The organism is Belliella baltica DSM 15883 (genome assembly GCF_000265405.1).
GTDB classification, from domain to species: Bacteria; Bacteroidota; Bacteroidia; order Cytophagales; family Cyclobacteriaceae; genus Belliella; species Belliella baltica.
In genome coordinates, this window is record NC_018010.1 from 3,050,221 (window position 1) to 3,075,411 (window position 25,191).

At 34.5% G+C, this 25,191-nt stretch carries 27 protein-coding genes; 24 read left to right on the forward strand and 3 right to left on the reverse strand.

The annotated features are described in order from the left end of the window. The first annotated feature begins 28 nt into the window (after positions 1-28). From merA to BELBA_RS13915, 3 genes are all read left to right on the forward strand, one after another. Positions 29-1,681 (forward strand): mercury(II) reductase, encoded by a 1,653-nt coding sequence (merA, locus tag BELBA_RS13905; RefSeq protein WP_014773328.1) that lies wholly within the window; start codon positions 29-31, stop codon positions 1,679-1,681. Between the two features lie 708 nt (positions 1,682-2,389). Continuing rightward, complete coding sequence (locus BELBA_RS19375) at positions 2,390-2,824, forward strand: DUF6943 family protein (protein WP_014773329.1); 435 nt, start codon at positions 2,390-2,392, stop codon at positions 2,822-2,824. 500 nt (positions 2,825-3,324) lie between these two features. Then, positions 3,325-5,217 carry a tetratricopeptide repeat-containing sensor histidine kinase gene (locus tag BELBA_RS13915; protein WP_014773330.1) on the forward strand — a complete coding sequence of 631 codons (1,893 nt, stop codon included), beginning with the start codon at positions 3,325-3,327 and terminating at the stop codon, positions 5,215-5,217. A 4-nt stretch (positions 5,218-5,221) separates the two neighbouring features. On the opposite strand, the gene BELBA_RS13920 is transcribed toward BELBA_RS13915, so the two are convergent. Continuing rightward, positions 5,222-5,680 (reverse strand): CHY zinc finger protein, encoded by a 459-nt coding sequence (locus BELBA_RS13920; RefSeq protein ID WP_014773331.1) that lies wholly within the window; start codon positions 5,678-5,680, stop codon positions 5,222-5,224. A gap of 141 nt (positions 5,681-5,821) precedes the next feature. Here BELBA_RS13920 and BELBA_RS19990 point away from each other — a divergent pair, with 141 nt between their 5' ends. The 20 genes from BELBA_RS19990 (at position 5,822) to BELBA_RS14015 (ending at position 21,166) form a co-directional block, all read left to right on the forward strand. Further along, the gene (locus BELBA_RS19990) at positions 5,822-6,049 is read left to right on the forward strand and encodes a CNNM domain-containing protein (RefSeq protein WP_211208390.1); all 228 of its coding nucleotides are present in this window, start codon (positions 5,822-5,824) and stop codon (positions 6,047-6,049) included. A gap of 283 nt (positions 6,050-6,332) precedes the next feature. Next, the gene (locus BELBA_RS13930) at positions 6,333-6,698 is read left to right on the forward strand and encodes a hypothetical protein (RefSeq protein WP_014773332.1); all 366 of its coding nucleotides are present in this window, start codon (positions 6,333-6,335) and stop codon (positions 6,696-6,698) included. Between the two features lie 86 nt (positions 6,699-6,784). Continuing rightward, the gene (locus BELBA_RS13935; protein WP_157466101.1) at positions 6,785-8,467 is read left to right on the forward strand and encodes a sodium-dependent transporter; all 1,683 of its coding nucleotides are present in this window, start codon (positions 6,785-6,787) and stop codon (positions 8,465-8,467) included. A gap of 214 nt (positions 8,468-8,681) precedes the next feature. Next, positions 8,682-9,044 (forward strand): hypothetical protein, encoded by a 363-nt coding sequence (locus BELBA_RS13940; RefSeq protein WP_041779381.1) that lies wholly within the window; start codon positions 8,682-8,684, stop codon positions 9,042-9,044. Positions 9,045-9,162: 118 nt separating this feature from the next. After that, a complete protein-coding gene (locus BELBA_RS13945; protein ID WP_014773336.1) occupies positions 9,163-9,681 on the forward strand; it encodes a hypothetical protein in 519 nt (172 codons plus the stop codon). After that, complete coding sequence (locus BELBA_RS13950) at positions 9,678-9,959, forward strand: hypothetical protein (protein ID WP_014773337.1); 282 nt, start codon at positions 9,678-9,680, stop codon at positions 9,957-9,959. The genes BELBA_RS13945 and BELBA_RS13950 overlap by 4 nt, the downstream gene beginning before the upstream one ends. A gap of 76 nt (positions 9,960-10,035) precedes the next feature. Then, a complete protein-coding gene (locus BELBA_RS13955) occupies positions 10,036-10,782 on the forward strand; it encodes a TerC family protein (protein WP_014773338.1) in 747 nt (248 codons plus the stop codon). A gap of 262 nt (positions 10,783-11,044) precedes the next feature. Further along, a complete protein-coding gene (locus BELBA_RS13960; RefSeq protein WP_014773339.1) occupies positions 11,045-11,776 on the forward strand; it encodes a LytR/AlgR family response regulator transcription factor in 732 nt (243 codons plus the stop codon). Then, entirely contained in the window at positions 11,769-14,786 is a 3,018-nt protein-coding gene (locus BELBA_RS13965) for a sensor histidine kinase (RefSeq protein WP_014773340.1), read from the forward strand. Before BELBA_RS13960 ends, BELBA_RS13965 begins: the two co-directional genes overlap by 8 nt. Positions 14,787-15,086: 300 nt before the next feature. Continuing rightward, entirely contained in the window at positions 15,087-15,311 is a 225-nt protein-coding gene (locus BELBA_RS13970) for a DUF6140 family protein (RefSeq protein WP_014773341.1), read from the forward strand. 22 nt (positions 15,312-15,333) lie between these two features. Next, entirely contained in the window at positions 15,334-15,777 is a 444-nt protein-coding gene (locus tag BELBA_RS13975) for a hypothetical protein (RefSeq protein WP_014773342.1), read from the forward strand. A 3-nt stretch (positions 15,778-15,780) separates the two neighbouring features. Then, on the forward strand, positions 15,781-16,260 hold the full coding sequence (locus tag BELBA_RS13980) for an NINE protein (protein ID WP_014773343.1): 480 nt from the start codon (positions 15,781-15,783) through the stop codon (positions 16,258-16,260). After that, a complete protein-coding gene (locus BELBA_RS13985) occupies positions 16,247-16,789 on the forward strand; it encodes a hypothetical protein (protein WP_014773344.1) in 543 nt (180 codons plus the stop codon). Before BELBA_RS13980 ends, BELBA_RS13985 begins: the two co-directional genes overlap by 14 nt. 397 nt (positions 16,790-17,186) lie before the next feature. Further along, complete coding sequence (locus tag BELBA_RS13990) at positions 17,187-17,684, forward strand: helix-turn-helix domain-containing protein (RefSeq protein ID WP_014773346.1); 498 nt, start codon at positions 17,187-17,189, stop codon at positions 17,682-17,684. After that, complete coding sequence (locus BELBA_RS13995; RefSeq protein WP_041779384.1) at positions 17,681-18,463, forward strand: hypothetical protein; 783 nt, start codon at positions 17,681-17,683, stop codon at positions 18,461-18,463. Before BELBA_RS13990 ends, BELBA_RS13995 begins: the two co-directional genes overlap by 4 nt. A gap of 12 nt (positions 18,464-18,475) precedes the next feature. Further along, entirely contained in the window at positions 18,476-19,489 is a 1,014-nt protein-coding gene (locus BELBA_RS14000) for a DNA/RNA non-specific endonuclease (protein WP_014773348.1), read from the forward strand. Between the two features lie 2 nt (positions 19,490-19,491). Then, the gene (locus BELBA_RS14005; RefSeq protein WP_014773349.1) at positions 19,492-19,791 is read left to right on the forward strand and encodes a hypothetical protein; all 300 of its coding nucleotides are present in this window, start codon (positions 19,492-19,494) and stop codon (positions 19,789-19,791) included. 17 nt (positions 19,792-19,808) lie between these two features. Then, positions 19,809-20,216: a hypothetical protein gene (locus BELBA_RS14010; RefSeq protein ID WP_245531075.1), complete on the forward strand. Its 408-nt coding sequence runs from the start codon at positions 19,809-19,811 to the stop codon at positions 20,214-20,216. Positions 20,217-20,580: 364 nt separating this feature from the next. Continuing rightward, entirely contained in the window at positions 20,581-20,724 is a 144-nt protein-coding gene (locus BELBA_RS19725; protein WP_014773351.1) for a hypothetical protein, read from the forward strand. Positions 20,725-20,728: 4 nt separating this feature from the next. After that, positions 20,729-21,166: a hypothetical protein gene (locus BELBA_RS14015; protein ID WP_014773352.1), complete on the forward strand. Its 438-nt coding sequence runs from the start codon at positions 20,729-20,731 to the stop codon at positions 21,164-21,166. Positions 21,167-21,251: 85 nt separating this feature from the next. Here the strand turns inward: BELBA_RS14015 and BELBA_RS14020 are convergent, their stop codons facing one another. Next, positions 21,252-21,659, reverse strand: coding sequence for a GNAT family N-acetyltransferase (locus BELBA_RS14020; RefSeq protein WP_014773353.1), 408 nt, complete (start codon positions 21,657-21,659; stop codon positions 21,252-21,254). Positions 21,660-21,709: 50 nt separating this feature from the next. After that, positions 21,710-23,152: a protein adenylyltransferase SelO gene (locus tag BELBA_RS14025; protein WP_014773354.1), complete on the reverse strand. Its 1,443-nt coding sequence runs from the start codon at positions 23,150-23,152 to the stop codon at positions 21,710-21,712. Positions 23,153-23,613: 461 nt separating this feature from the next. On the opposite strand from BELBA_RS14025, the gene BELBA_RS14035 reads away from it, so the two are divergent. Beyond that, positions 23,614-25,179 (forward strand): calcineurin-like phosphoesterase C-terminal domain-containing protein, encoded by a 1,566-nt coding sequence (locus BELBA_RS14035; RefSeq protein ID WP_041779690.1) that lies wholly within the window; start codon positions 23,614-23,616, stop codon positions 25,177-25,179. Positions 25,180-25,191: the final 12 nt, after the last annotated feature.

Genomic DNA, 25,191 nt, shown 5'->3' on the forward strand with positions numbered 1-25,191 from the left:
ATAGTCCTAAATAAATTAAAAAAATAAGATGAAAGAAGAAAAAATAAAATTGGAAATTGCAGGTATGACCTGCGACCATTGTGCCACAGGAATAAAAAAAATGCTTTCACAAAATGAGGGTGTTAAAGAAGCCAATGTGAGCTACCCAAAAGCTACTTGTGAATGTTCTTTTGACCCTACCAAAACAAGTAAAGAAGAAATCATCAATACCATTAACGGCACAAAAAACTATCGTGTAAAAAGTGAAATTTCTGAAAATGGAAATAGTAGGAATAATCAATTTGATTTAATCATTATCGGTGGCGGTTCGGCTGCATTTTCGGCAGCTATAAAAGCCGAAAGTTTAGGTTTAACGACCTTAATGGTAAACGGTGGTTTGGACTTTGGCGGTACTTGTGTCAACGTGGGTTGTGTGCCTTCTAAAAATCTTATTCGTGCAGGCGAGTCGGCTTATCACGCTACACATTCCAACTTTGAAGGCATCAAGCCAAAAGGAGTTGATATTGATTTCGCTCAAATCATCAAAGACAAGAAAAAATTAGTAGCCACACTTCAAGAGAAAAAATATATGGATGTGGTAAGCGATTTTGAAAACCTGACTATGCTAAAAGGTTGGGCAAAATTCAAAGACAACAAAACCATTTTGGTTGACGGCAAGGAATACAAAGCCTTCAAATTTTTAATTGCTGCGGGAGCTACGACCAACATTCCGACTATTGAAGGATTGGACAAAATTGACTACTTGACCAACGTTTCCCTTTTCGACTTGGAAGAAAAACCCGAAAGCCTGACCATTATGGGAGCAGGTTACATAGGTTTGGAAATTGCAATGGCGTACAATCGTTTAGGCGTTAAAGTCCGAATCATTGAATTTACCGACCGTGTTCTACGGACACAAACCCCAGACATCAGTGAAGCATTGGAAACCCAAATGCGAAAAGAAGGCATTGAAATCTTACCTAATTTCAGAGCCGTGAAATTCGAGAAACAAGGGAATGAAACCATCATTCACTGTAAATGTCCTGACGGTTCATTTACGCAAATTATAGAAAAAGGTAAGGTAGTAATTGCCACAGGCACAAAAGCCAATACAAGCCAATTAGGGTTAGATAACATTGGTTTGGAACTCACCAAAAGCGGACATATCGCTGTAAATGAAAAAATGGAAACCAATCTACCTAACATTTACGCAGCAGGTGACGTAACCAACACCCCTGCATTTGTTTATACAGCCGCTTTTGAAGGTAAAATTGCCGTTGAAAATGCGTTCTCAGGAACAGATAATAAAGCCGATTATTCTTCTTTACCTTGGGTGGTGTTTACTGACCCACAAATTGCAGGGGCAGGTTTAGATGAAGCACAGGCAGAATCAAAAGGCATTCCGTTTGAAGTGTCAAAATTGGAATTGAAAGACGTACCGAGAGCCATAGCAGCCAACGACACAAGGGGTTTCATCAAACTCATTCGTAACTCGGAAACTGACAAACTTATAGGCGCAAGAGTAGTCGCACCCGAAGGTGGAGAACTCATCCAACAATTAAGTATGGCAATCAAATACAGAATAACAGTGAAAGACTTAGCAGACAGTTTCTACCCTTATTTGACTCTGGGAGAAGGCATAAAATTAGCAGCAATAACTTTCGGAAAAGACGTATCGAAATTGAGTTGCTGTGCAAGCTGAATTAAAATCCTTCAATTCTCTTTTTCTGATTCCTATTGATGTATTGACTTATAAGTCGAATATTATTGGTGCAAAGTATTGGCATTTAACAGCCATAAATAGTCAATAATCACTCAAACATAAAGCAAAGGTACAGGCGTGCGGATGCGAGAGCTGCAAGGGTTCGCTACGCCTGTTTGGAAAAAAAATCTCCACCCTACGGGTAGTATTTTTTTCCCACAGCCCTTGCATCAATCGCACCGTCCTGTAGTGTGAGGGCATTATGTTTAAGTTATTATTCAGAGTCCGTTTCGGCAGCCGGTGGTTGTTGGCGGGCGTTCGCACCTCAGGTCGTCCGTTCCATGCAGGCGTCCAGCGTTTCGGTATCACTGATTATACGCTGCGTGTCTTTTGGTTCGAGTTGTGCCTTTCAGAGCTTCCTTTTTAGGGGGCTCTTTTTTTTACTCGTTAAGGGAAAATTTTAAAAAGAGAAAAGCAAAGATAGGCGGGTTAGCACATGCCAACCGCACTTTCGGACAGTCAAGGTCAAGCCCTACGGGTTTTGAAAAAAATCTCCACCCTTCGGGTAGTATTTTTTCCAAAAACCTTGACAGCCGACCTCCGCCCGCCTTTTTAAGAGCTTTCTCTTTTCTTTTTTTCCCTTTTTTCTTTTCTCTTTTGAAAAAATGTGTGCGAAGCGCAGCGAGCAAAACTTTAATGGCTCACTGTATGAAATCGTTTCGCATCAAAACCCACCGACTGGAAAGCAGCTACCAACAGCCGCACTTCTTTATCCTGAATAAAGGATTGAACAGCGGGAAACCGCTCAACAACGCTCGCCCGAATTGCTTTGTTTGCCTCACCGACAACCAAGAGGACAGGGAATTTCTCTTTTGGCTTTGCTTTGGATTGTGGAGGTCAAAATCATTTCACTATCTCCTGAAAGGCTCTGTAATTCCATTTGTGACTATTGATGAAATCCGAAAGCTGATCCGTGAAAGCTCTACCAAAGCAAGCTGCAAACCCCAGGCATTTCAAAAGGCAATTCAAGCCCTTCAACTACTCGATACCAACGAGCAAAAAATCAAAGTCACACTAAAGATGATTGATACTGCCAGACAAGCCATATTTTATAACTTGATGAAAGAAGCAGGTGCAGGATAGATTCCTGCCCTGCCAAAAAAACAGGGCAACAAAAGCAAAATAAAGCACACCACCGCAACAGCACCCAAGAGAGAACTACCGCCTAATTCTTGAAGTAATTTAGTTGGCGAAGGGCAAATCCATGGTAAGTCCGTGTCAAGTCCAAGCAAATGTTTAACTCCTTAAAAATCGTAAAGAGATGGGAAAAATTAATCAAGGTATTTTTTTGAATTCCCACGGATGAACAAAAATGAACGCTGTTTGATCAAGAATATTGAAAAAATATAATTTCTAGTTTAAACGCATGAGATGTTTTAATTGTAGAATCCCACTATCAATTTCCTTACCGTCCCCCTATAGCAAAGCCGTACCAAAGTAGTAGCAAAGTAGTATCAAAGTAGTACCAAAGTAAGGGATAGTGCGACCTTTGCGAAATAATGAAATTCCACAAATATCCTCCCTGATTTTAGTTTACTACTTATTTTATTGTAGTTTAGTTTTTTGATAATATTCTCCTCCAAATGACTTTGAAAATCTTTTCCCTATTTTGTTTGCTCCTTCTTTTTTCAAATTATGATTCAGAAGCAAATTCTATCCAAAATGAAATTCAACTAAAGACAAAAGTCCCTCAAACAATAGAAGAAATTGATTTTGTGAATAATCATGCTTTTTCTTTGAAAGGGAGCTACCCTGATTCTTTATTCATCTTTGCAAGCAAAGCCTTGCAGGCAAGTAAAAAAATAAACTACCAAGAAGGTATTGCTCAAAGCTTGACAAATTTTGGGGTTTACCATTACCAAAAATCAAATCATGGTCAAGCGATTGATTATTATTTGCAAGCAAAAGAAATTTACAAAAAGGAAAAGCTTTTTAATAAATCTGCTAGCACAAGCAATAATATTGGTTTGATATACTTTAGGGAGCAGGATTTTGAAAAGGCTTTAGAATATCATCAAGAGGCAATTGATCTTTCTGATGAAAATGAAAGTATATCGAATATTGCAAATTATAAATTAAATAAAGCCATTGCACTCAACCGGGTTGAATCATTTTCGGCTGCTTTACCAATTTATTATGAAGCAATTAGAGACCTTGAAAAAACAGAGGAGCATGCCTACATTTCCAATGCATACTTAAATCTTGGTAATCAATTTGGTGCTAATGGACAACTTGATTCTGTAAAAAAATATTTTGACAAAGGGCTTTTAGCTGCCGAAAAGACCACTGATTTTGAAGCACTATCTTATGCTTATACCAGTCAAATTAAATATTATGTAGTCACAGAAAATCCTTTTTTAGCTCTTGAATTTGGTGAAAAATCGCTTTCCAATGCTTTGACTTCAGGCTCTATTTTTAATATTTCAGATTCTTATCATACCGTTGCGGCACTTCAAGAAGATACTGGCGATTTAAAGAGTGCTTTAAGTAATTTAAAGAAACACTATAGTTACAAAGATTCTTTGCGACAAAAAGAACAAACGCTTGAAATAGCGAGAATTGAAGCAAAAAAAGAACTTGAAAATGAAAAGGCAATTTTCGATTTGGAATTGGAGAATATTGAAAAAAGTAATCAACAGAAGCGCTTGATTATAGGACAGCTCATTTTTTTGATCCTAACCGTAATAGTTTTATTTGTTTTCGTTTCTAAAAATCTAAAAAAGTCAAAAGAAAAAAATCAAATTCTATCTTCAAAAAATAAAGAAATTGAAAAGCTTGCAAAAAACCTTAAAGAACTAAACGATCATCAAAATCAGATTTTCAGCGTAATAGGTCATGACTTAAGAGGACCAGTTAATTCCTTGATTTCTACAACTGAATTGATCACTGAAAAACAGTTAGATGTCGATGAACTGAGTGAAATCATGCCGCACTTGAGTACTGAAATCAAAAGAGTAGGTGTCACTTTAGAAAATCTTTTGCACTGGGCGCTGAGCCAAAAAGAAGGAGAATCCATTCAACCTAATAAGTTTAGTTTGAAGCAATTATTTAATGAAATTTTGGCAAGTTTACAGTATGCTATAGATTTCAAGCAACTTGATTTTAAGCTAGATGTTGAAGAAAATTTAGAATTGTTCGCTGACAAGCAAATGATTGAAATCTCACTAAGAAATCTGATTTCTAATGCCATTAAATTCACAAAAAAAGGTGGGGCAATATCTTGTTCCGCTTCAAAAGACAAAGGTAAAATTATCATTTCTATAGAGGACAATGGTATTGGAATGGATTCCGAAACGCTTCAAAGACTTAATGAACAGACTTTGATTTCCAAGATTGGTACAAACAACGAAAAAGGCACAGGGCTAGGCTTATCGCTTTGCAAAGGATATGTTGAAAAAAATAAAGGCTTTCTTGAAATTGAAAGTGAAGCAGGAATTGGAACTAAAATTACATTAACCTTTGAAAATCAAGGGTGAGTTTTTATGGATTTAACTCGTTCCTACCGACCTTTTTCTTATCAGTCTCAAAATATAAATGATAATGATTGCTACAGCCTGGGTTGAAACTTGATTTACAATTTGTGCAAGTATTACCTGAAGCCATATATTCTTTGATGCTTAATTCATGTCTGCAGACACCACAGAGAATTGCTTTTTCATCAAATTCTCCTTTTGGCCAAACTGCATGCTTGTGGTCCGCTTCTTCCTCATGGCAAGAAAAACAAGGGTAGTATTTGTCGCAGCACTTGAATTTGATGGCAATAATATCCAAGTCAGAATGCCAATGTACACAGCGAGTTTGTTTATCAATCGATTTACCAAAAACCCTCACCTCCCCTATTTCAATGATATTAAAAGGCTGGTCTGTTTTTTCTTGTGCAAAAATATTTTGAGAAAAAAGTAATATTGATAAGGTGATGAATAAGTAAGTTAGTTTCATTGTATATTAATCGACTTGGTTGGGCATTAGGCAAAAACAAAATCTAGATTTGTTTACAGTGTCAAATATACTTAATTATTTCTACGACCTACTCAGTTAAAAGAATCAAAGATTCACACGAGTTTAAAAGGATATCCTGTTTTGACAATACTGATTTTAGTACTTACTGAAATTATACCTAAAACCTTGGGAGCAAATTATAGCAGAGAATTAGTTGGCATTTCCTCTAAAATTATCAAAGCAATGATTTTTATAACTTATCCTTTGGTTTGGCTTTCTTCTATCTTGACAAAACTCCTTTCAAGAGAAAAAGCAGAATTTACTACGAGTAGAGAGGAAATATCAGCTTTAGCGAGTATCGGTTTGTAAGAAGGGATCTTCGGATTACCACGCTGGAAGATATCATTGAATCTTTGCTTGGATTTGAAATTGTAGATGAAAAAGATCGGGTTGAAGATATGCAACAATACGCCATGAAAAGATGGAAGGATAAACAGAAGAAATATGAAATGCTTAAAAACACGAAATAGGCTTTTTATTAAAAATATTCTGTTATCGAACAGATTTAAAATCTATTAAGAAATATTTTTTCTACTTTAATAAATAAGTCAAAAATTCATTTACATTTGATGCGGTTATTTATAGGCTACTTGTGAAAAAATCAGAATTCGCTTTCTTATTCCTCTTTGTCCTCTTTGGAGTTCAAGCACTGGCTTTAAATACTGTTTCAAAAAATGAAACTGAAGTCTGTCCTTTAGAAAGCTCTGAATCCGCAATATTTTTTTTAATTAAGTCCGAAATAAAATCTGAATTAGGACGTGTAGAAACTTTTGTACCTGCAGTAAATTCATTTTCATTTCTTTCCAAAAACAGAATTGATAGTCAGGGTTTAGGAATAGTAAATCCTGATCATAGAGAAACTATTTTACAAAACTTTTATTCTGGCGTCATTGACTCTTTCTCTTTGGCTGTTTCAAGTATTCTTGATTTTTTACATCCCTACTTATTCTTTTATTGAGTTTTATCAGACCTCAATATTTCTAATGAGGTTTTGTTTATCTCAATTTTCATCGTTTCATCTGATTCAATTCAAATTTATCCTTTATGGAAAATAAGTTAATGCCAAAAGAGGCTTGGGGCTCTAGGTTGGGACTAATCTTGGCGATGGCCGGAAATGCTGTTGGCTTGGGTAACTTCCTGAGGTTTCCTGTTCAAGCTGTTCAAAACGGCGGCGGAGCTTTTATTATCCCTTATCTGATTTGCTTCTTGTTGATGGGAATTCCGCTTCTTTTGATCGAATGGTCCTCCGGTAGATTTGGTGGAAAATTCAATAATCACAGCACACCATACATCATGGATGGTATGGGAAAAGCCAAAATATGGAAATATGTGGGTGTTTTTGGAATCTTCACCAACATCGCTGTGGTGGCATATTATACTTATATAGAATCTTGGAGTTTAGTTTATGTGTTACATGCTGTATTCGGAACATTTGAGGGGATGTCCCAATCAGATGTAGCCACATTCTTCACTTCTTATGTTGATATCTTTACGACAAGTACAGGAATTCCTTTTGAAGCTGTGTTCTTCTATATTTTAGTCTTAGCATTAAATATATTTATTCTTTCCAAGGGATTAGGAGGAATCGAGAAAGTAGCCAAAATTGGAATGCCCTTGCTCATTCTATTCGGTGTTATTTTGGCTGTCAGAGGCTTGACACTTGGAGAATCAGGAAAATCTGAGCTTTTTCCCGATGCCAATGCATGGGACGGTTTAAATTTCCTTTGGACTCCACAATTTGATTCCCTTTCAAATCCAAAAGTATGGCTAGCTGCTGCAGGACAGATTTTCTTTACCCTATCAGTGGGAATGGGGACTATTCAATGTTATGCTGCCTATATCAAAGCCAACGAAGATATTGCTTTGAATGCTGTTTCTGCTGGTTTTATGAACGAGTTTGTAGAAGTGGTTCTTGGAAGTAGCATTGTGATTCCAATAGCAGCAGGTTACTTGGGATTGGATTGGGTTTTGGAAAATGCGGGCTTTGGGATGGCTTTTCAAACTATGCCATTTCTCTTTCAGCAATGGGGTGAGGTAGCTGCTGCATTCTCGGGAGTCTTGTGGTTTGGGCTATTATTCTTCGCGGGTATAACATCCTCGCTTGCGATGGGAACTCCTTGGATGGGTTTTATGAAAGATGAATTTGGTTGGGGTAAAAAGAGAGGTGCTTGGTCATTTGGAGCTTTGGCTTTGATCATGGGTTTACCTACCGTTTTACTTTACCAATATGGCGTTTTTGATGAATATGATTACTGGGCTGGAACCGTCAGTTTGGTGGTATTTGCTTTGTTGGAAGCAGTTTTGTTTTCTTGGGTTTTTGGGATCAATAAAGGCTGGAATGAAATCAATGAAGGCTCAGATATTAAGATTCCACAAGCATACAAATTCATTATCAAATACATCACACCTTTGTTATTGTTGATGGTATTCTTGAGTGCTTTAATCACACCCTATCAAAATGAATGGATGGATAGCATTTCAAATGTTTTGAATGGTGGAACATGGGTTTTGGACAACAGTTCATTGATCAAAAACATAACAAATTATGGTTTAAAAGAACAATTACAATCTGCTATTAATCAATCAGATATAGATTTCCTTGAAAAGAAAATTTTCTTTATCAATATGGCTAGAGTTCTATTGGTAAGTTTGTTTGCCTTTATCTGCTATTTGGTCTATTTATCTCACAAAAAACGTTTAAAAGAAGGAAGGAAAAATTATGAATAGCGTTGCGTTGATTATGTTGGTGGTCACTCAAGGATTGGTCATTTCAGCTACTTTATATTTCCTTATCAAGGTGTTGAGAACTCCAGAAAAATAATTCTGATCTCAGTTTTTAACGCTAAAAATTAAGGCAAAAAAAATAGTTTAATACTATCCGAAAAATATTGATTATTGGTATCTAATTTGAGTAGTAATTTAAAGCTTAGTGCATCTAAAAATGAGTCCATATTTTAAGCAATTTATTGGGATTACACTTATGATTTCCTTGATGATTCAAGGAATGGTAATGCCCTATTTTTCTATTGCTGAAAATGTTCAATCTGAAGAGTCTGCTGAGTTATATTCAAATTCGTATCTAGGAGAATACGCTGGTGATTTGTTGCTGGTTTCTGGCTCCGATCATTTAGTGATAGTTGCTTCAAAAGGCTCACTTACTGGTGGTGATCTTTTTGGGAATGTCTACAAATCTTATATTTTTCATTATGAAAATCAAATTGAATCAATTTTTAAAATCAGCCAAAAGGTTGATTTGATTTTTGATATTAAAGCATTGAAGTTTCCTACGCATTACTTTTGGTAAGCCTATTTTTCCTATCGGTTGAGCTTAAAAGCTTGATCCAATCTACTAGTCATTTGACTAGATTTTATTAAATCCTAAACAAGATGGGCAAAACGTCCTGTCAATAACTCTTACGAAAATGTTTGAAATCGATATAATTACACTAATTATGGCAGTAGCTGGCATGATCGCTTTCGCTATCCCCTTTTATCTCAATAGCCAAAAAGTAAAAAAAGAAAAGGCTCAAAAGTCGAATAAATTAACTGAGTTCCTCAAAAATCACGACCTCAATCTAAGTGAGCAAGAAGAGTGGAGAAACCGCTATTTTGTCGGCATAGATACACAAAAAAATAAACTGATCTATATCTCAAACTTAAATGAAATCAATCCAATTTTGATTGATTTATACAAAGTTAATCATGTGAAAATTCATGAGGTTTCCAGAGTGATCGGAACAAAAGGTAGCAGCAGAAAAATTATTGATACTTTAAGTTTACAATTAGTCAATTATGATGGAAAAGTAATTGGGGATTTGGAATTCTATGATGGGGAAATTTTCTCAGACTTGGTTGGAGAACCAATTACCATAAAGAAATGGGAAGCAACATTGCAGTCAATAGTAAAAAATCACCATAAAATTAATCGGATTGCAATATGAGTCAACCTATCATAATTCGGAAAGAAGATCTGATTCAAATTCGGTTTCCCAAAGATAAAGTTCTTCAAAGTGATTTGGAAATCAAAATCCGCGATAGAGAACTCGAAAAGGCCCTTTCACTTGGTAACTTAGAACACGGTAAGGTTAAGTTGACCTTTTTGGATTTAAGTTGCAATATCTATCAAATTGAAACAACAATTTGGGCTTTGACAGATGAAAGCATCTGCTTGAAAGGGGATTTACTCTTGCCCAAGCGAGCTGTTTTAAGCATAATTTAATTTAAAAAACTAAGGAAGTTCAGAATGAATTTCCTTAGTTTTAAAGACATAATCAAAAATTCAAATTTATTCTTAAATGGAAATTTTCCTATTAACTGAAACATGGATAGCGCTAGCTACTTTGACATTTCTTGAGATTGTCTTAGGCGTGGACAACATCATTTTCATTTCTATTATCTCCAATAAACTCCCTGAGCACCAACAAGAAAAAGCCAGGGTTCTAGGGCTTGCTTTTGCAATGATTTTTAGAATTGGTTTACTTTTAGGAATTTCCTACATCATCAAATTCAACGAGCCTTTGATTTCTCTTTTTGATTTTGATCTCAGTGGCAAAGATTTGATTTTGGCATTTGGAGGATTGTTCTTGCTCTTCAAATCTACACTTGAGATCCATCATAAAATGGAAGGAAAAGCAGAAGAGGTGAAAGCAAACTCTGCCAAAGGACTTTCACAGGTGATTTTTCAAATCATCTTATTGGATGTGATATTTTCATTTGACAGTATTTTGACTGCTGTCGGTTTGGTTGATCAAGTCATTGTAATGATTATAGCAGTTGTGATCGCCATGATTGTCATGATGGTATTTGCAGGTAGAATCAGCAAGTTTATCAATAAAAACCCCACCCTTCAAGTATTGGCTTTGTCCTTCTTAATTTTGATAGGATTTATGCTGTTAGTCGAAGGGTTTCATGTAGAAGTTCCAAAAGGTTACATCTATTTTGCTGTTTTCTTTTCACTTAGTGTAGAGTTGATCAACATGCGTATGAGAAGAAACGTGGATGGTAAAAAGGTAAAGTTGAATCCGAGAATTACGCAGAAATAATTTTTGTTAAAATCCCCATTTATAAATCTTATATAAGATTTTTTTAGAAGAAATAGGTCAACAACTGAATATCAGTAGTTGACCTATTTTTATTCTTAGGTTAGATTTTGGAGCAATTGATATGGGCCTAAAAAACACCTGAATTAATTCTTTTTAACTTATTAATTTATAAATTGCTCATTGTTTCTGGCGAGTTTTATTTTTTAGCTTTTAAAACTCCCAAAAGACTATTCTTTTATTGATTATTTAATTTGGAATGTAGATGTACAAAGTTGTTTTAGTGGATGATGAAACACATGCGCAAGATTTGCTAAGTAAGATGATTCATCATGTTTTTCCTGGGAAGTATGATATCATCGCTACTTGTCATTCTGTGGATGAAGCTGTAGAGAAAATTCGCAATGAAGAGCCTGATTTACTATTCTTAGATGTCAATATGCCTCAAAAAAATGGGTTCGATCTTTTAGATGAATTGGGCTCTTTTGATTTCGAAGTGATTTTCACTACCGCCCATGACGATCACGCCATTCGCGCCATCAAACATGATGCATTTTACTATTTGTTGAAGCCTATAGAAATACTAGAATTAAAATCAGCCTTGATCAAATTCGAGACAAGGCAGGAAGAAGCCGCTATGTCATCAAAACTTGATCAGGTTATTCCTCAAAAAAAAGATAACAATCTTGTCAAATTTACTACACTAGAATTTGAGCATTTTCTGCACAAGGATGAAATTTTATATATAAAAGGAGAGAAAAACTATTCTTATATATATCTCGAAAACGCTAAAACAATTTTAATATCCAAAAACCTAAAAAGTATTGAAGAGCAGTTGGCCGATGAACGGTTTATAAGAGTCCATCAAAGTTTCTTGGTCAATGGGAAATTTATTGATAAATATGATAAGAAGAATAACTTCCTCCATTTAAAAAACGAGGAAAAAATATCAGTTTCTATCCGAATGAGGACTAATATCTTTAAATATTTTGAATAGAATCATTCAGTTCTTCTTTTTTCTTTGCCTGCTCCTCCCCTTTTTGAGCACGGCGCAGCAATACCCGACATATCAATACACCACTTTGAATGGCTTGCCAAATAATGCAGTCAGAGCGCTATATGTAGATTCAAGGGGTTTGCTTTGGGTTGGTACAGAAAATGGGATTTCCGTAAAGGAAAATGGTAAATTTCTAAACTTCTTTACCGATGATGGTTTGGCTTTTGGAAGCTGCTGGGCAATAGCTGAAGATAGTAAAGGTCAAATGTGGTTTGGAAGTTATGGCGGTGGAGTTTCCAAATTTGATGGAGAAAGATTCACTTCTTTTCCATTAGATTCTGGTCTAATTGACGCTAGAATTAGACACTTTTTCCCATACAAGGAAAAGATTTTTGTCGGGACAGAAAACGGTCTTTCTATCATCGATATCGAAACAGACAAGATCAAACCTTTAGAGAAAAGTCTCTTAAATAGTCCTCAAAGTTATATTTCAGGTTTCTTTTTGCATGAAGGAATGCTCTACTATACGACCTATGGAATGGGGATTTATCGTTTAGATCCTGAATTGATCGAACCGCAAATCGAGAAAGTCAGTGAACATCAATTGATTTATGCCATAGGATTGAATGGGTCTCAAATTTACTTAAGTAATAAAGGTCATATTGATGAATTTGAAATCAAAGATCTAATTGCGGGTAAGAAACCACTTCGATCTTTCGGTCAGTCCATCGTTTGGGATTACTTAAATGCAGGGACAAATCAATTTTATCTAGCTGCTTGGGGGATTTATGCCAATAATGGAGGCGTTTATACCCTTGAAAAAGAATTTTTGAAACCCATGTCGCAAATTTTCGGTGTTGATGCAACAGACATCAATTCAATGACATATCTTGCAGATAAACAGAAGCTTTATCTCGGATCCTTGAATAGCGGGGTATATGCTGTGAACCTTGATAAAAATATCATTTATCATAACTTTGAAGAGAAAGAGGTCTTAGATTTTTCATTCGAAAAAAATCAAAAAGCGATTCTCCATGAAGGTGGACTTTCTATCACAAGTTTTGATGGTAAGCCGATCAAAAGTCTAAGTAAATCCGAGCTCAAAAAAGTAGTAGATGAATATGTCAAACTTAACAAAAGCAAGCTTCCGAAGTACGAAGATGATTTTTATGAATTGGACTATCAGACAGCTGCTGAAGATGTCCTTTTTTACGAATTGAAGTTTAATCAAAATAGCTATTGGGTCAGTAGCAATATTGGGGTTTTTCAAATTGATCTTACTGGTCGAATTCTTATTTACGTCCCTGTTCATACATTCAAAATGGGATTTACCCCAGAAGGGAAATTTATAGAAACCAACCCTTATGGTGGAGTCCGTATTTATGAGAATTTAGGTCAAATGGATTACAGCTATTTTCCTTATCAAAACCAGCCCAACACCCCTACCAATGTAACCCGTATTTTGGAATATGGAGGAAAAACCTATTTCTCTTCAGTATTTGAAGGATTATTTCATTATGATAAAGAAGGTTTCTACTCTTACAAAAATTCTGGAAAACTTGAGATATCCAAAATCAAGCAAATGCACATTACCAAAGAAGGGAAGTTGATTTTAGCAACGGAATTTGATTCGATTTATGTGGCTGAGGATCGAAATGGGCTAAAAATTCTAGAAACCATCGATAGGAATAAAATTCTCGGAAAGACGGTTCTATTTCTTGAATCTTATCAGGATCACTTGCTGATCGGTACCGAACAAGGGCTGAATATTTACCATAAAGGAAATGTAAGTGTGCTCGATGATGAACAAGGCTTGATTCATATGCTTTTCAAAACAGCGAAAGTGATTGATGATTTGCTTTACATAGGGACAACTCGTGGCTATTATACACTTCACCTACCTTCGATTTTGGAGCCCGAAACAAATCAATTTCAATTGGCAGTGTCATACATTGAAATCAATCAAGAGCCTGTCCCTGAAGAAGATTATTCATGGTTTACCTATAAATACGATCAACTTAGACTCCCGCATGACAAAAATACGATTCTATTGAAATTCAAAGCAGTAGGAAGCAAATATCCGGAGAAACTCATGTATCGCTATCGCTTGACGTATGATGATGAATGGAGTCCTTTCAGTCCTGAACCGCAATTTTTTCTTTCTTATTTACCAGCAGGAACCTATCAAATTGAAGTAGAAGTTTATGACCAATACACAGGTCAAACTTCCATATTTACGCTATTTGATTTACAAATTCTCAGACCTTATTATCAAAACCCATGGGTAATCTCACTTTTTATCATGCTCATAATAGGTCTTGCATTTTTGATATACAAAGCAAGAATTAGAAAACTAAAGCGGGAAGAAGCTATAAGGCTTGACATTCAAATGCAACTCTCCGAGACGAAGTTAGAGGCTTTGAGAAGTCAGATGAATCCACACTTTATCTTCAATGCCATCAATTCCATTCAGTATTATATATTGAATAATGATGTGGATTTGGCTTTAGAGTTTATCGGGAAATTCTCAAAATTGATCCGAAAAACACTTTCCAATAGTTCTCAAGCTTACATTTCCCTGTCAGAAGAAATCAACTACCTCGAAACTTATATTGAGATCGAAAACGAGCGCATGGGAGGCCGCGTGGATTGGTCTATAGAAGTTGAGGAGGGCTTGGAAATCAAGAATGTTGACATCTCTCCTATGCTGTTGCAACCTATAATAGAGAATGTGTTTGTTCACGCTTTTCCACACAACCATCCGAACCCTGTCCTGCGGATTATATTTAGCAAAGAAGACGAGCAAATGCTTCGCTGCACTGTAAAGGACAATGGAGTGGGCATCAAAAAGGTAAAAACCAACCAACTTCGTGAATCAAAAGGCATGGAATTGGTCAACAAACGGATTGCTTTGATTTTTGGAGCAGAAAAACAGTTTATAGAGGTTGTTTCTAGTGAGTCAGGGACCGAGATTCAGATCCAGATTCCGAATAAATCGATAAATTCATAAAAGCTAATCAATAAGTGCGTTAAATGTTAAAATTGTTAAGCGTTCAACGGCGGCGAATTATAAATTTCACTTCTAAGTCACTTTTTAATCATTAACGAATAACCCTTAACAACTTTACTCATCTTTTTCTAATTGATTACTTCCTCTTTCCCTTTCGCGCAACTTTTAAAGAAGGCAGGTATTTTTCAACACTTTTAATCGAAATACCTACAGATATACATCAGATCCTGACAGATATATATTCTTTCGGATTGGTATTGTTCAAAAAAATATATTTGAAGTAGATAAAACTTCACCCAAATGGCTTTATTCAAAATCACTGTTAAGCAATCCATGTTCCGCAACGGAGTCCGTCTTCTAAAGGGCATGTCAGTAGATGTGGTCATGGATCATGCAGCCCACTATCCTCTCAATCACGAAAGAGGTGAACGCGTAGTCGATGCTTTCAAGCGCATGTACGATGTGGATATCCGCAAAGCCAATGCAGTAAATTCAGCTCATTTGGATGTGGTGAAGGTTGGGTAGGGATAATTAAAAATATAATAATATGAATGCACTAAAAAGAATTACAGAGGTATCCCAAAATATGAACAAACTAGCTCAAAGGTTTGATGATTTGGGAGGAGGTTTTATAAAATCAAAAGAGGATTTATTAGAGATTGCTAATTCAGCAGAAAGGTTAATTATTGCCTATAATCAAAATAAAGAACTTGATATTAAAGGAAAATTAATAGATGCTCACATTAAAAAGATGACTCTTGATTTTCAGAAAAGTCAATTAATTCTAGAAAAGGTTTTTGGAGAGAGGGACAAGGTATTATCTCAACAATTTAAGGTGATTGATGAAGGAATAAGGAGTGGTAATTCAGAATTAATGTTAATGGGCATGAAAACAATGACTGAATATGCTTCAAATTGTCCAATTCGGAATTTTGATGAATTCAAAAGAATTTTAAATGATCCAAATGAAACACTTTATTTAGACTTCTAAACTATGAATATTTATTTATTGTCAGGTCTTATCATTTTAGGTTATTTTATTGTGGGGTTTTTATTTATTGCATTTGTGGATTTTAAAGATTATGATCGGAAAAGTACAAAAAGAGCATATATTATTTTTTTCTTTTTCGGGATTTTCGGATTGCACAACTTATACTTAAAATATGAGCTTAAGTATGTATTTCATTCGCTGGTAGTCCTTGTTCCAGTTGTTATGATTATATTTTTTAGAGAAAAAAGTTACTCTATAAACTACTTTTTAGATAATCAAGCATTTACTTACAGTCTAATAATTATGGCTTTTATCTTTTTAATTGATTTAATTTTAATGCCATTCTGGGTATTTAAAAGTAATTATTCTGAAAAAATTTACAAAGAACCAGATATAGAGTTTGAATTACGGAAATGTCAAGAAGACTTAGGGAATATAAATTTTAGGTTAACTAATTTATTTAAAACAGATGGGATTCTTTAAAAACGTATTCACACTTGGAAAATATGGTAAGCTTGAAAATGAAATAAAGGAGCTACAAAAATTAGTTGAGATATATGAAAAAGCTTCTCCAGATTTCACTCAAATTATTAAGCTTCAGAACAGAGTTACTGACCTATTGCAAGAGCAAAGAAAAATTGCTTCTAAAAATTTGTATTTAGCAAAAACCATTGTTTTAAAAGTGAAAAAACGTGTAGGGGACAATCAAAAGAATGTATTAATTGATGAACACTTTTTAATCAAAGCTCCTAAGGTTAAATCCAAAAAGAATATCTACAATACTGAGTTAAATTCTTCTTTTGATGACGTAGGAACTGATTTTTTTGATTTGATTAATACTTCGGCAAATATGTTAGAAAAGAAAAATGGAAATATAAATGAAAAAGATTTAATAGCTCACGGAGTAATGATTGGAGTGGGTGCATTATTATCTGGTTTTGAAGCGCTAGTAGATTTAAATGATGAGGTAAGAGAAAAAAGACAGGCAGTACAAAATAAAAAATTGAAATAACAGATGCAATTAATGTAATCCAGAAAAATTATCCTGAAATAAATCTGAATATTAAAAAATCAATAGAATTGGCGTTAGTCCTAAATAAAAGTAATCAAGTATTTAAATTTCATTATGATGAAATTTTAAAGGTGATATATCCAAAGAATTTGATGATGGTTTTTTGGGATGAAATAAGAAATAAGCCTTTGAATATTCCTGAAACTTTTGATAACGATATAAATGGTCTATTAAAAGTATGTCTAGATTACTCTAAGTTAAGTAGAAACAAAATTTAAAAATTAATGAAAAAAATTTAAATAGATTTGGACTATTAATTTCAATATTATTCATCTTAATATCATGTTCAAACAACGATGAGGTAAAGTCTGAAATTATCCATGATAAAATAAATGGAATGACTGGCCATGAAACCGTTCAGGAATTATTAATAGAAAATGATGGTGATATAGAGCAACTAGCTAGGATATTTGGGTGCTCTATTTCTACTTTGAAAAGAGTTTTAAACAAAGAGACGTTTTTAACTGTAGAGGCTTTATCTGAGTTCAAAGAATTTCTTTTTGCTGTTAAAATTGATGGAAAAAATATACTCAAAGAGAATGATCCAAGAAATGATTATTGGATAATTAAATATAAAAATTTTCTTAATAAGTATATATATTGGGCTGGAGGTCTTGTAATATTAGGTGTTTTAATTGGAGCATCTGTAGGCAGCTCAGGCGGAGACTACTCCGAGGGTGTTGTACCATTTGTTGGAACAATAAACCTATTCAATATTGTCCTTATTATTTTGAGTTATTTATTTGTTTTCGGTATCCTCAAAATCTGGCCATATCAAAATCCAGAATGGCTTTACATAGAGAATATTAATCCAATATTTGAAGTGTTAATATGATGATAATCAGCAGGTCTATTTTGGTTATTTTAATTTGGGTTGTAAATAGTCATCTATGTTTTTCAACTTCAGAAAAAGCTGAGCTTTTATACCAATATGAACTAAGAAGCCATAAAGAGTTTCAAGAAAAGTTATATAGGGTTAGTTTAGAGTATTTTGAGTTAAAGAGTTTAGAGTTTGTTGATGAAGAAACCGGCTTTTTTGGAATTTGGAAAGAAGCTTTCAAGTACTTTGAAAGCAAGGAAAAAAAGGCAGGGAGATGGAAGGTGAAAATAGGTTATTACCTTAAAAACACTGCTTACCAAACATTAATCCAGAATTATTTAGACCAGTACTTAAATAATTTAAATATTCAGAGAAAAGATGTTTTAGGAGTAGAAAAGGTAAAAGAGTCTAATTTAATCATAGAAAATTTAGACTCTGTAATCGTTTCAAATGAATTTCTAAATGAAATTATTGCGAAGGTTCAAGAGATGGTTTTATATGAAGTTATTCCAGAAATTATAGATTTAATTTTAGCTCCTTTAGTAATTTTTCCGATAATTTCAAGTTTAATATTGTTGATAATTCCAAATTTTTCTAGTGTATATAATTACTTTAGAATCATTATAATGGCTTTTTTAATTATATACCCACTATATAAAAGTATACAATTAAGTAGAAATATGGAGTTATATCTTATTGAATCATTTAAGGATACAAGTGAAAATAATTTAATTGTATTGCCTGCTTTAAATGATAATTCAGAGAATTTTTATAAAAATTTAGATGTTTTATAATAGTTTTAAAATATGAGATTAGTTTTATTGTTTTTAATATTGGTTATCACAATTTCTTGTAAAAAAGCTTCAAGAGAAATTGGTGGAGAGATGCTAGAAAAAGCAGTAAAGAAATTGGATAATTTAGCTCCGAGTAATCATAGTTTAGTGAATGTTTTTGGAGATGATCTTTTTGAAAGTTTGTCAAAAAAATATGACGATAAATTTTTGAAAGAAATCGGGAAAATTTTAAGTGATAATCCAACTCTCACAAATTTTGTAAAAGAAAACCCGAATGCAATAAAAATAATGTATTCATTTGGAAATACTAATATAAGGGGTAATGTCGCTGTAGTGAAATATTTCACTAGTATTATTGATGACATCGGTGAGCTTGCTTTTAATGAAAAATATATTTTCACATCCTCTAGGGACTTTCTGTTCCTAAAAGACAAAAATAGTGGAAAAACACTTGCGGAAATTTCCAATTCTAAAATCGTCGCAAATCCAGGTAAAGGAGGAATTGAATTAAACAATTTTTTGGCAGAAAGAGAAATGATCCCAAATATTCCCTATCAAGTTGGAACTCATAAGTATTTAATTAATGATTTGGGGCAATATAAATCAGTAAACGGGACTCTCATTCCACCTATCGCTAAGCCGCTACCCTTGAGAAATGATATTCAGCAAGGTCTGTCAAAAAAATATAAAGACGCTATACCCTTAATGGATAACGGAAAAATTGTAAATGTTAAAGCTGGCTATCCTAACTACAAGGATGATGGAGGACACTTTATTGCGAATAGATTTGGTGGTGGATCAGAGATGTACAATTATATTCCAATGTCAAAAAAGCTTAATAGATCAGGGGGAGGATGGTTTGAAATGGAAAAAAGATGGGCAAAAGCAATAGATAAAGGTGAAAAGGTTAGTTATAATATTGAACCAATTTACAATTCAAAATCAAAAAGACCAGACTATATAAAAGTATCATATGAAATAGGTGGAGAGCGGTTTACAGAATTATTCAATAATAATAAATTTTGACAATGAACTTCATAAAAAACGTTTTTGAAAGTTGTGATGAGCCATCCAAAGTTGATGATTTTAAAATTAATTGTTTATTTCAAGAATCTTTTGTTCGTGCTTTTATAACAATAAATGATAAGATAATTAATCTGGAAATAAATTCTGAGGATATCCTTGAAATTTACACATTTATTAAAAATGATGAATCAAAACCATCAAATTCTAATAAACTTATTTTTAATGTAAGATCTATAAATGACTTTAGTTTATCATATAGTTTTGATTTAGAATTCGATAAAGAATGTAGTGAAACTCCATGAACCCCCTCCGACCCTATATGCGATTTGAAATTGATAAAGTCTTTAACTTAGTCAAAGCTGCCATGCATGCGGAAGCTATGAAAAGAGGCTATGGCCGTGCGCTTTATCAGGATTGCTATACTGGGCAGACTTGGAATGGAGGAGAGTCGTATGACTATGAGCATATCTATGGTGCTGAGTGGGTACATTCGGCTTACAAGCATCTCCTGACTGATGAACAAATTGCGCTAGTAGTCAACTGCCCCGAGAATGTAGCCATCACCAGCCGAGCTATCAATCAGTCCAAAGGAAAAACGGATCCTGAAGTTTGGTTTGCCAATCCTAGAAATATTGAAAACCATCGGATCGACCTCAAGCTGGCTCTTTCAAATATCAAAAAAGCCAAAGTAGGAATCGAGAAAAAGGTTAAGGAATTGACTCGGTGAGGAAATGTTCAGCGTTAATTGTTAAAATCGTTAAGCGTTAAGCGGTGGAGAATTATAAATTTCACTTCTAAAGTCATGCATTAACGGATAACACTTAACAAGCCTTTCAATTACCAACTGATACACCTACTAAGCTTACTGCTACTTTTACGAGAACCTTTTCTTCAAGAAACAAATTTCCTCAATTTCCTAGCGAATAATAACTGAAGTAGTACGAATATAAATTCTCAGAAATACATATCATTATCTAATGTAATTTTAAAATCGTCAAGCAAAATCAAAACCAGGTGTTTCAAAAAGATTCGTTTGAGTTAAGGTTTCAAAAAAAATAGCATGTTTTCAACTCATTTTAATTCAAATTGATATGGAAAAAAAGACTTTTACCATTGTTGCAGAAGATTACCAAGAAGATCAGCAAACTTATCATACTCTCGTGGGAAAGCTTGCAGACAAAGTGATCGAATGGACTGACTATTTACTGTTTAGAAAAATCAATAAGTACTTATGACTTGATGGAGCATTCTCAAAACGATAGTGCCATTTGTGAGAAGATTTCGGAAGCTTTTTCTTTGAGAAAAGCAAAGCTCTTGACACGTGCAATCAATCAAGGTGGTGGCAAAGCCATTTACATGGATGCTTTTACGGGTAAGATTCTTTGGAGTGGTGATCCTTTTGAGTTTGGATACGTGTATAGTCCGGTTCAGATTTACGATACTTATAAGGATTTGCTGTCAGCAGATCAAATTGCAGAGATTGTCAATTGTACTGCAAATGTGATCGTAAGCTTGAGTGTGATCTTAGAATCACTTCAAGAGCAGGATCCTGAAAGTTGGCTCGCCCAAGAAGAGCAGATGAAGGCTTTTGACTTGGATAATTCTTTGGCAAGAAGATGTATTCATTCAGCCAAAACAGCCATTTCCAAAGCTGCTGAAAAATACTTGAATACTTGATCTGTCTTTAATATCATTTAAAGAATAAGGATATGTAGAAAACAAAAAAGAGCTCAAAAGGCTCTTTTTTGTTTCTTTTCAATCTCTATATCAAATTTTTTTCCATCACTACATAGTCCATTCCAGACTTTTGAAAGGTTTGTTTGGTTGTGGTTAAGCCAAAGCCTGAATAAAAATCTACTTTTGCTACTCGGGCATTGCACCAGATTTTGGAAATTTTCTTTTTTTGAACATAACCAATCATGTAGACGAGCAACTTACTACCAAAACCTTTTCCCTGATATTCTGGCAAAGTTGCAAATTTTCTAAATTGAGCTCCTCCCTCTTTTTGAAAAACAGAAACTACCGAAACCAATTTTCTATCTGTAAATAATCCTAAGTGATAAGCATCCTCATCACCCGGAACTCTCACAAAATCTAAATCTTTGTCTGGCCACATAGCCTTTTGTCTGATTGGTAAAGCTTCTGAAACTGTTATTTCTTTTATTAACATGATATGATATAAGTGTTAATCTGGGTTAGACTGTAAAAATAGTACTTTTTTTAAGTTCCACAGAATGTTTGATATCCATCATCACCATCTTTGGGAGGAACTTGATAAGCGGTAAGTCCATCTTTAAACTGATAGGGTGTTTTTAAAAGCACAAGCATTTCATTGAAAATGGTATAATCATGATTTTCAGTGGCTTGAAACAGTGCTTCCTCTACTTTATGATTTCTAGGGATGTACTGCGGGTTATACTTCCCCATTATTTCCTGAACTTCCTCCATACTTTTTCCATTCTGCGTGGCTCTTCTAATCCAATTGAGATACCAATCTTGGAAAGCATCACTTTGAAAAAGGCTTTCCTCTGGAAAATCTCCTGATTGGATTGCTAAAAATGTATTGGTATAATCAGCAGCATGTTGTTCCATAATCTTCAACAAATCATCAATAAGTGCTTTATCTGTTGGCAGCTCTCCTTCCAAGCCAAGTTTTTTGCTCATCATAGATTCCCATTTTTTCTGATAAATTTCAGGAAATTCATTTAAAGTACTTTGTGCCAATTTTACTGCTTCTTCCTGATTTTCATGAATTTGAGAGAGTAAAGCAATAGCCAACCTTGATAAATTCCAGTGCGCAATCAAGGGTTGATTTGAATAGGAATATCTTCCCGTGCTATCGATTGAGCTAAAAACTGTTTTTGGATGATAGACATTCATAAAAGCACAAGGGCCATAATCAATCGTCTCTCCAGCAATACTCATGTTATCCGTATTCATCACACCATGAATAAATCCTACCCGCATCCAATCTGTAATTAGAGAAGCTTGCTTTTCCATCACAGCTTTGAGTAAATCTAAAGCAGGATTAGAAGAATTTTTAATTTCAGGATATTCTCTATGGATTGTGTAGGTAGTCAGTTCCTTTTGCTCTACCAAAGTAAGTTGCTGATATGCAAATTCAAAAGTACCTACTCGAATATGGCTTTTGGCTACTCTTGTTAGGATAGCACCTTCATTTTCCCATTCCCGCTGTACATTTTCTCCAGTTTTCACAACAGCTAAAGCCCTTGTACTTGCAATACCCAAATGATACATGGCTTCAGAGATCAAATATTCTCTCAACATGGATTTTAAGGTCGCTCTCCCATCCCCACCTCTAGAATAAGGCGTTCTCCCTGCTCCTTTGAGTTGGACATCAAATAGCTCCTGATTGGGAGTGATTTGTTCTCCTAAAAGAATCGCTCTTCCATCACCAAGAATTGTAAAATTTCCGAATTGGTGTCCTGCGTAAGCCTGAGCAAGTGGTTTTGCTCCTTGGGGAATCTTATTTCCTGAGAGAAGCTCTGATAACTCTACTTTATCTGCAACAGGGATCCCAAGAAATTCAGCTAATGATTCATTAAAAAGTTCAAGCTTTGGTGATTTGACAGGTGCTGGCGCCTGAAGTGTGAAAAGTTTGGCTGGCAATTCTGTATAAGTATGTTGGAGATTCCATTTCATAAATTGAAAATATATAGGATGACAATTGTATTTAGATTTTTTGTTTTTGAAACGTGCTGGCTTGAAATATAATTCCAAATTATTTGCCAGAAATAGCTCGTGTATTTTTCTGTAGTGTTAATTATAAAAAATAAAGTTAATGATATCATAACTTATGATCAGCAACCATACGGAACATCAGTTTTACCTTTAAGGAACCAAATAATGAATATCATTATGCAATTGGTCAATGCTCCGAAGGAATTTGATGAAATCTTTAATGAATACGGGGAATTCTTTTGCTACATATGCAAAGATCAAGAGCTTATAGTTGTCTTTATAATGAAGTATTCTCTCCAAAACATAAAAAATTGAATATTAATTGAATCATGATATAAAACCAGAAAATAGAAAGTTGATAACAAATGACTTTTTACTCAGCCAAGCTTTTAAGAAAGAAAACAAGAAACCTTGAATTTAAAATGAAAAAAATAATCTTTAGTGCAATTTTAATTACCTTATGCTTTTCGCTTTACGCACAAGAAATAGCCAAGGGGGTCATCTATGAAGATGTAAATGGAAATGGTAAAAAAGACAGAAATGAAAAAGGAATTTCTGGAGTGGCTGTATCTAATGGAGAAGATGTAGTCACCACGAATGAAAAAGGGGAATACAGTCTTGAAGTAAAAGATGGTGATTTGATTTTTGTGATCAAACCATCGGGCTATTCCGTTCCTTTAAATAAATATAACTTCCCACAACATTTCTACATCCACAAACCATCTGGATCACCTGATCTAAAATACAAAGGCTCTGAACCAACTGGTCCACTTCCAAAATCTGTTGACTTTGGTTTAAAGAAAGCTGAAGAAAAGAAAAAGTTTACTAGCTTGATTTTTGGAGATCCTCAGCCATACAACATGGAAGAAGTTGGATATTTCCAAAGAGCAATTGTTGAAGAACTTGAGGGAATTCAAGGTGTAGAATTTGGAGTTTCTATGGGGGATTTGGTTGGAGATGACTTGAGTTTATTTCCTGCTTATTCTGAAGTAGTTTCCAAAATCGGAATCCCTTGGTACAATATCATGGGTAATCATGATCAAAATTATGATGTTAAAGAGGATAAATTGACAGATGAATCTTTTGAAGCACATTTTGGTCCTTCCACTTATGCATTCAACTATGCGGATGTTCATGTGATTATGCTAGAAAATATTCTCTATCCTGATCCAAGAGATGGAGTTGGATACTGGGGTGGATTTAGACCTGATCAACTGGCATTTATTGAAAATGACCTAAAGCATGTTCCGAAGGATAAGTTGATTATTCTTTCCATGCATATTCCACTCTTTGAAGAAGGAGATTCATTTAGAGACGAGGACAGAGAAAAGCTCTTTGAATTGCTTGCTGACTATCCAAATACGATGTCTTTTTCAGCCCATACACATTACCAAAGACAGGATTTCTTTGGAAAAGAAGATGGGTGGAAACAAGATAAACCACATCATCATTATAACATTGGTACACCATCAGGAGATTGGTATAAAGGTCTTTTGGATGAAAGAGGTTTGCCAGTTTCAACTATGAGAGATGGAACACCAAAGGGATATGTATTTTTAGATATTGATGGAAACCAATACAAAGCCAGATATCAAGTAGCTGGTAAATCAGCAGACTATCAAATTGATGTATTTGCTCCAAAGTTACTTGAACAAGGAAAAAGAACAACTTCAGCAATATTTGCGAATTTCTTTATGGGGACTGAAGGAAATCAAGTCAGGTTCAGAATTAATAATGGAAATTGGTCCAATATGAATTTCATTGATGAGTATGATCCAAAATATTTGGTTGATTTATTCCAATGGGATACTACAAAAGAATTGCTTGACGGAAGAAGGCCTTCGCTTCCGCAAAAAAGCAAACACCTCTGGAGAGCTAATATACCTGCTAACCTTCCAGTCGGAATCCATACAATAGAAGTTGAAGCAATTGATATGTATGGACAAAAGCACACTGGAACAACTCAAATGGAAATAAGGAGTAGATAATAATTAGAAAAA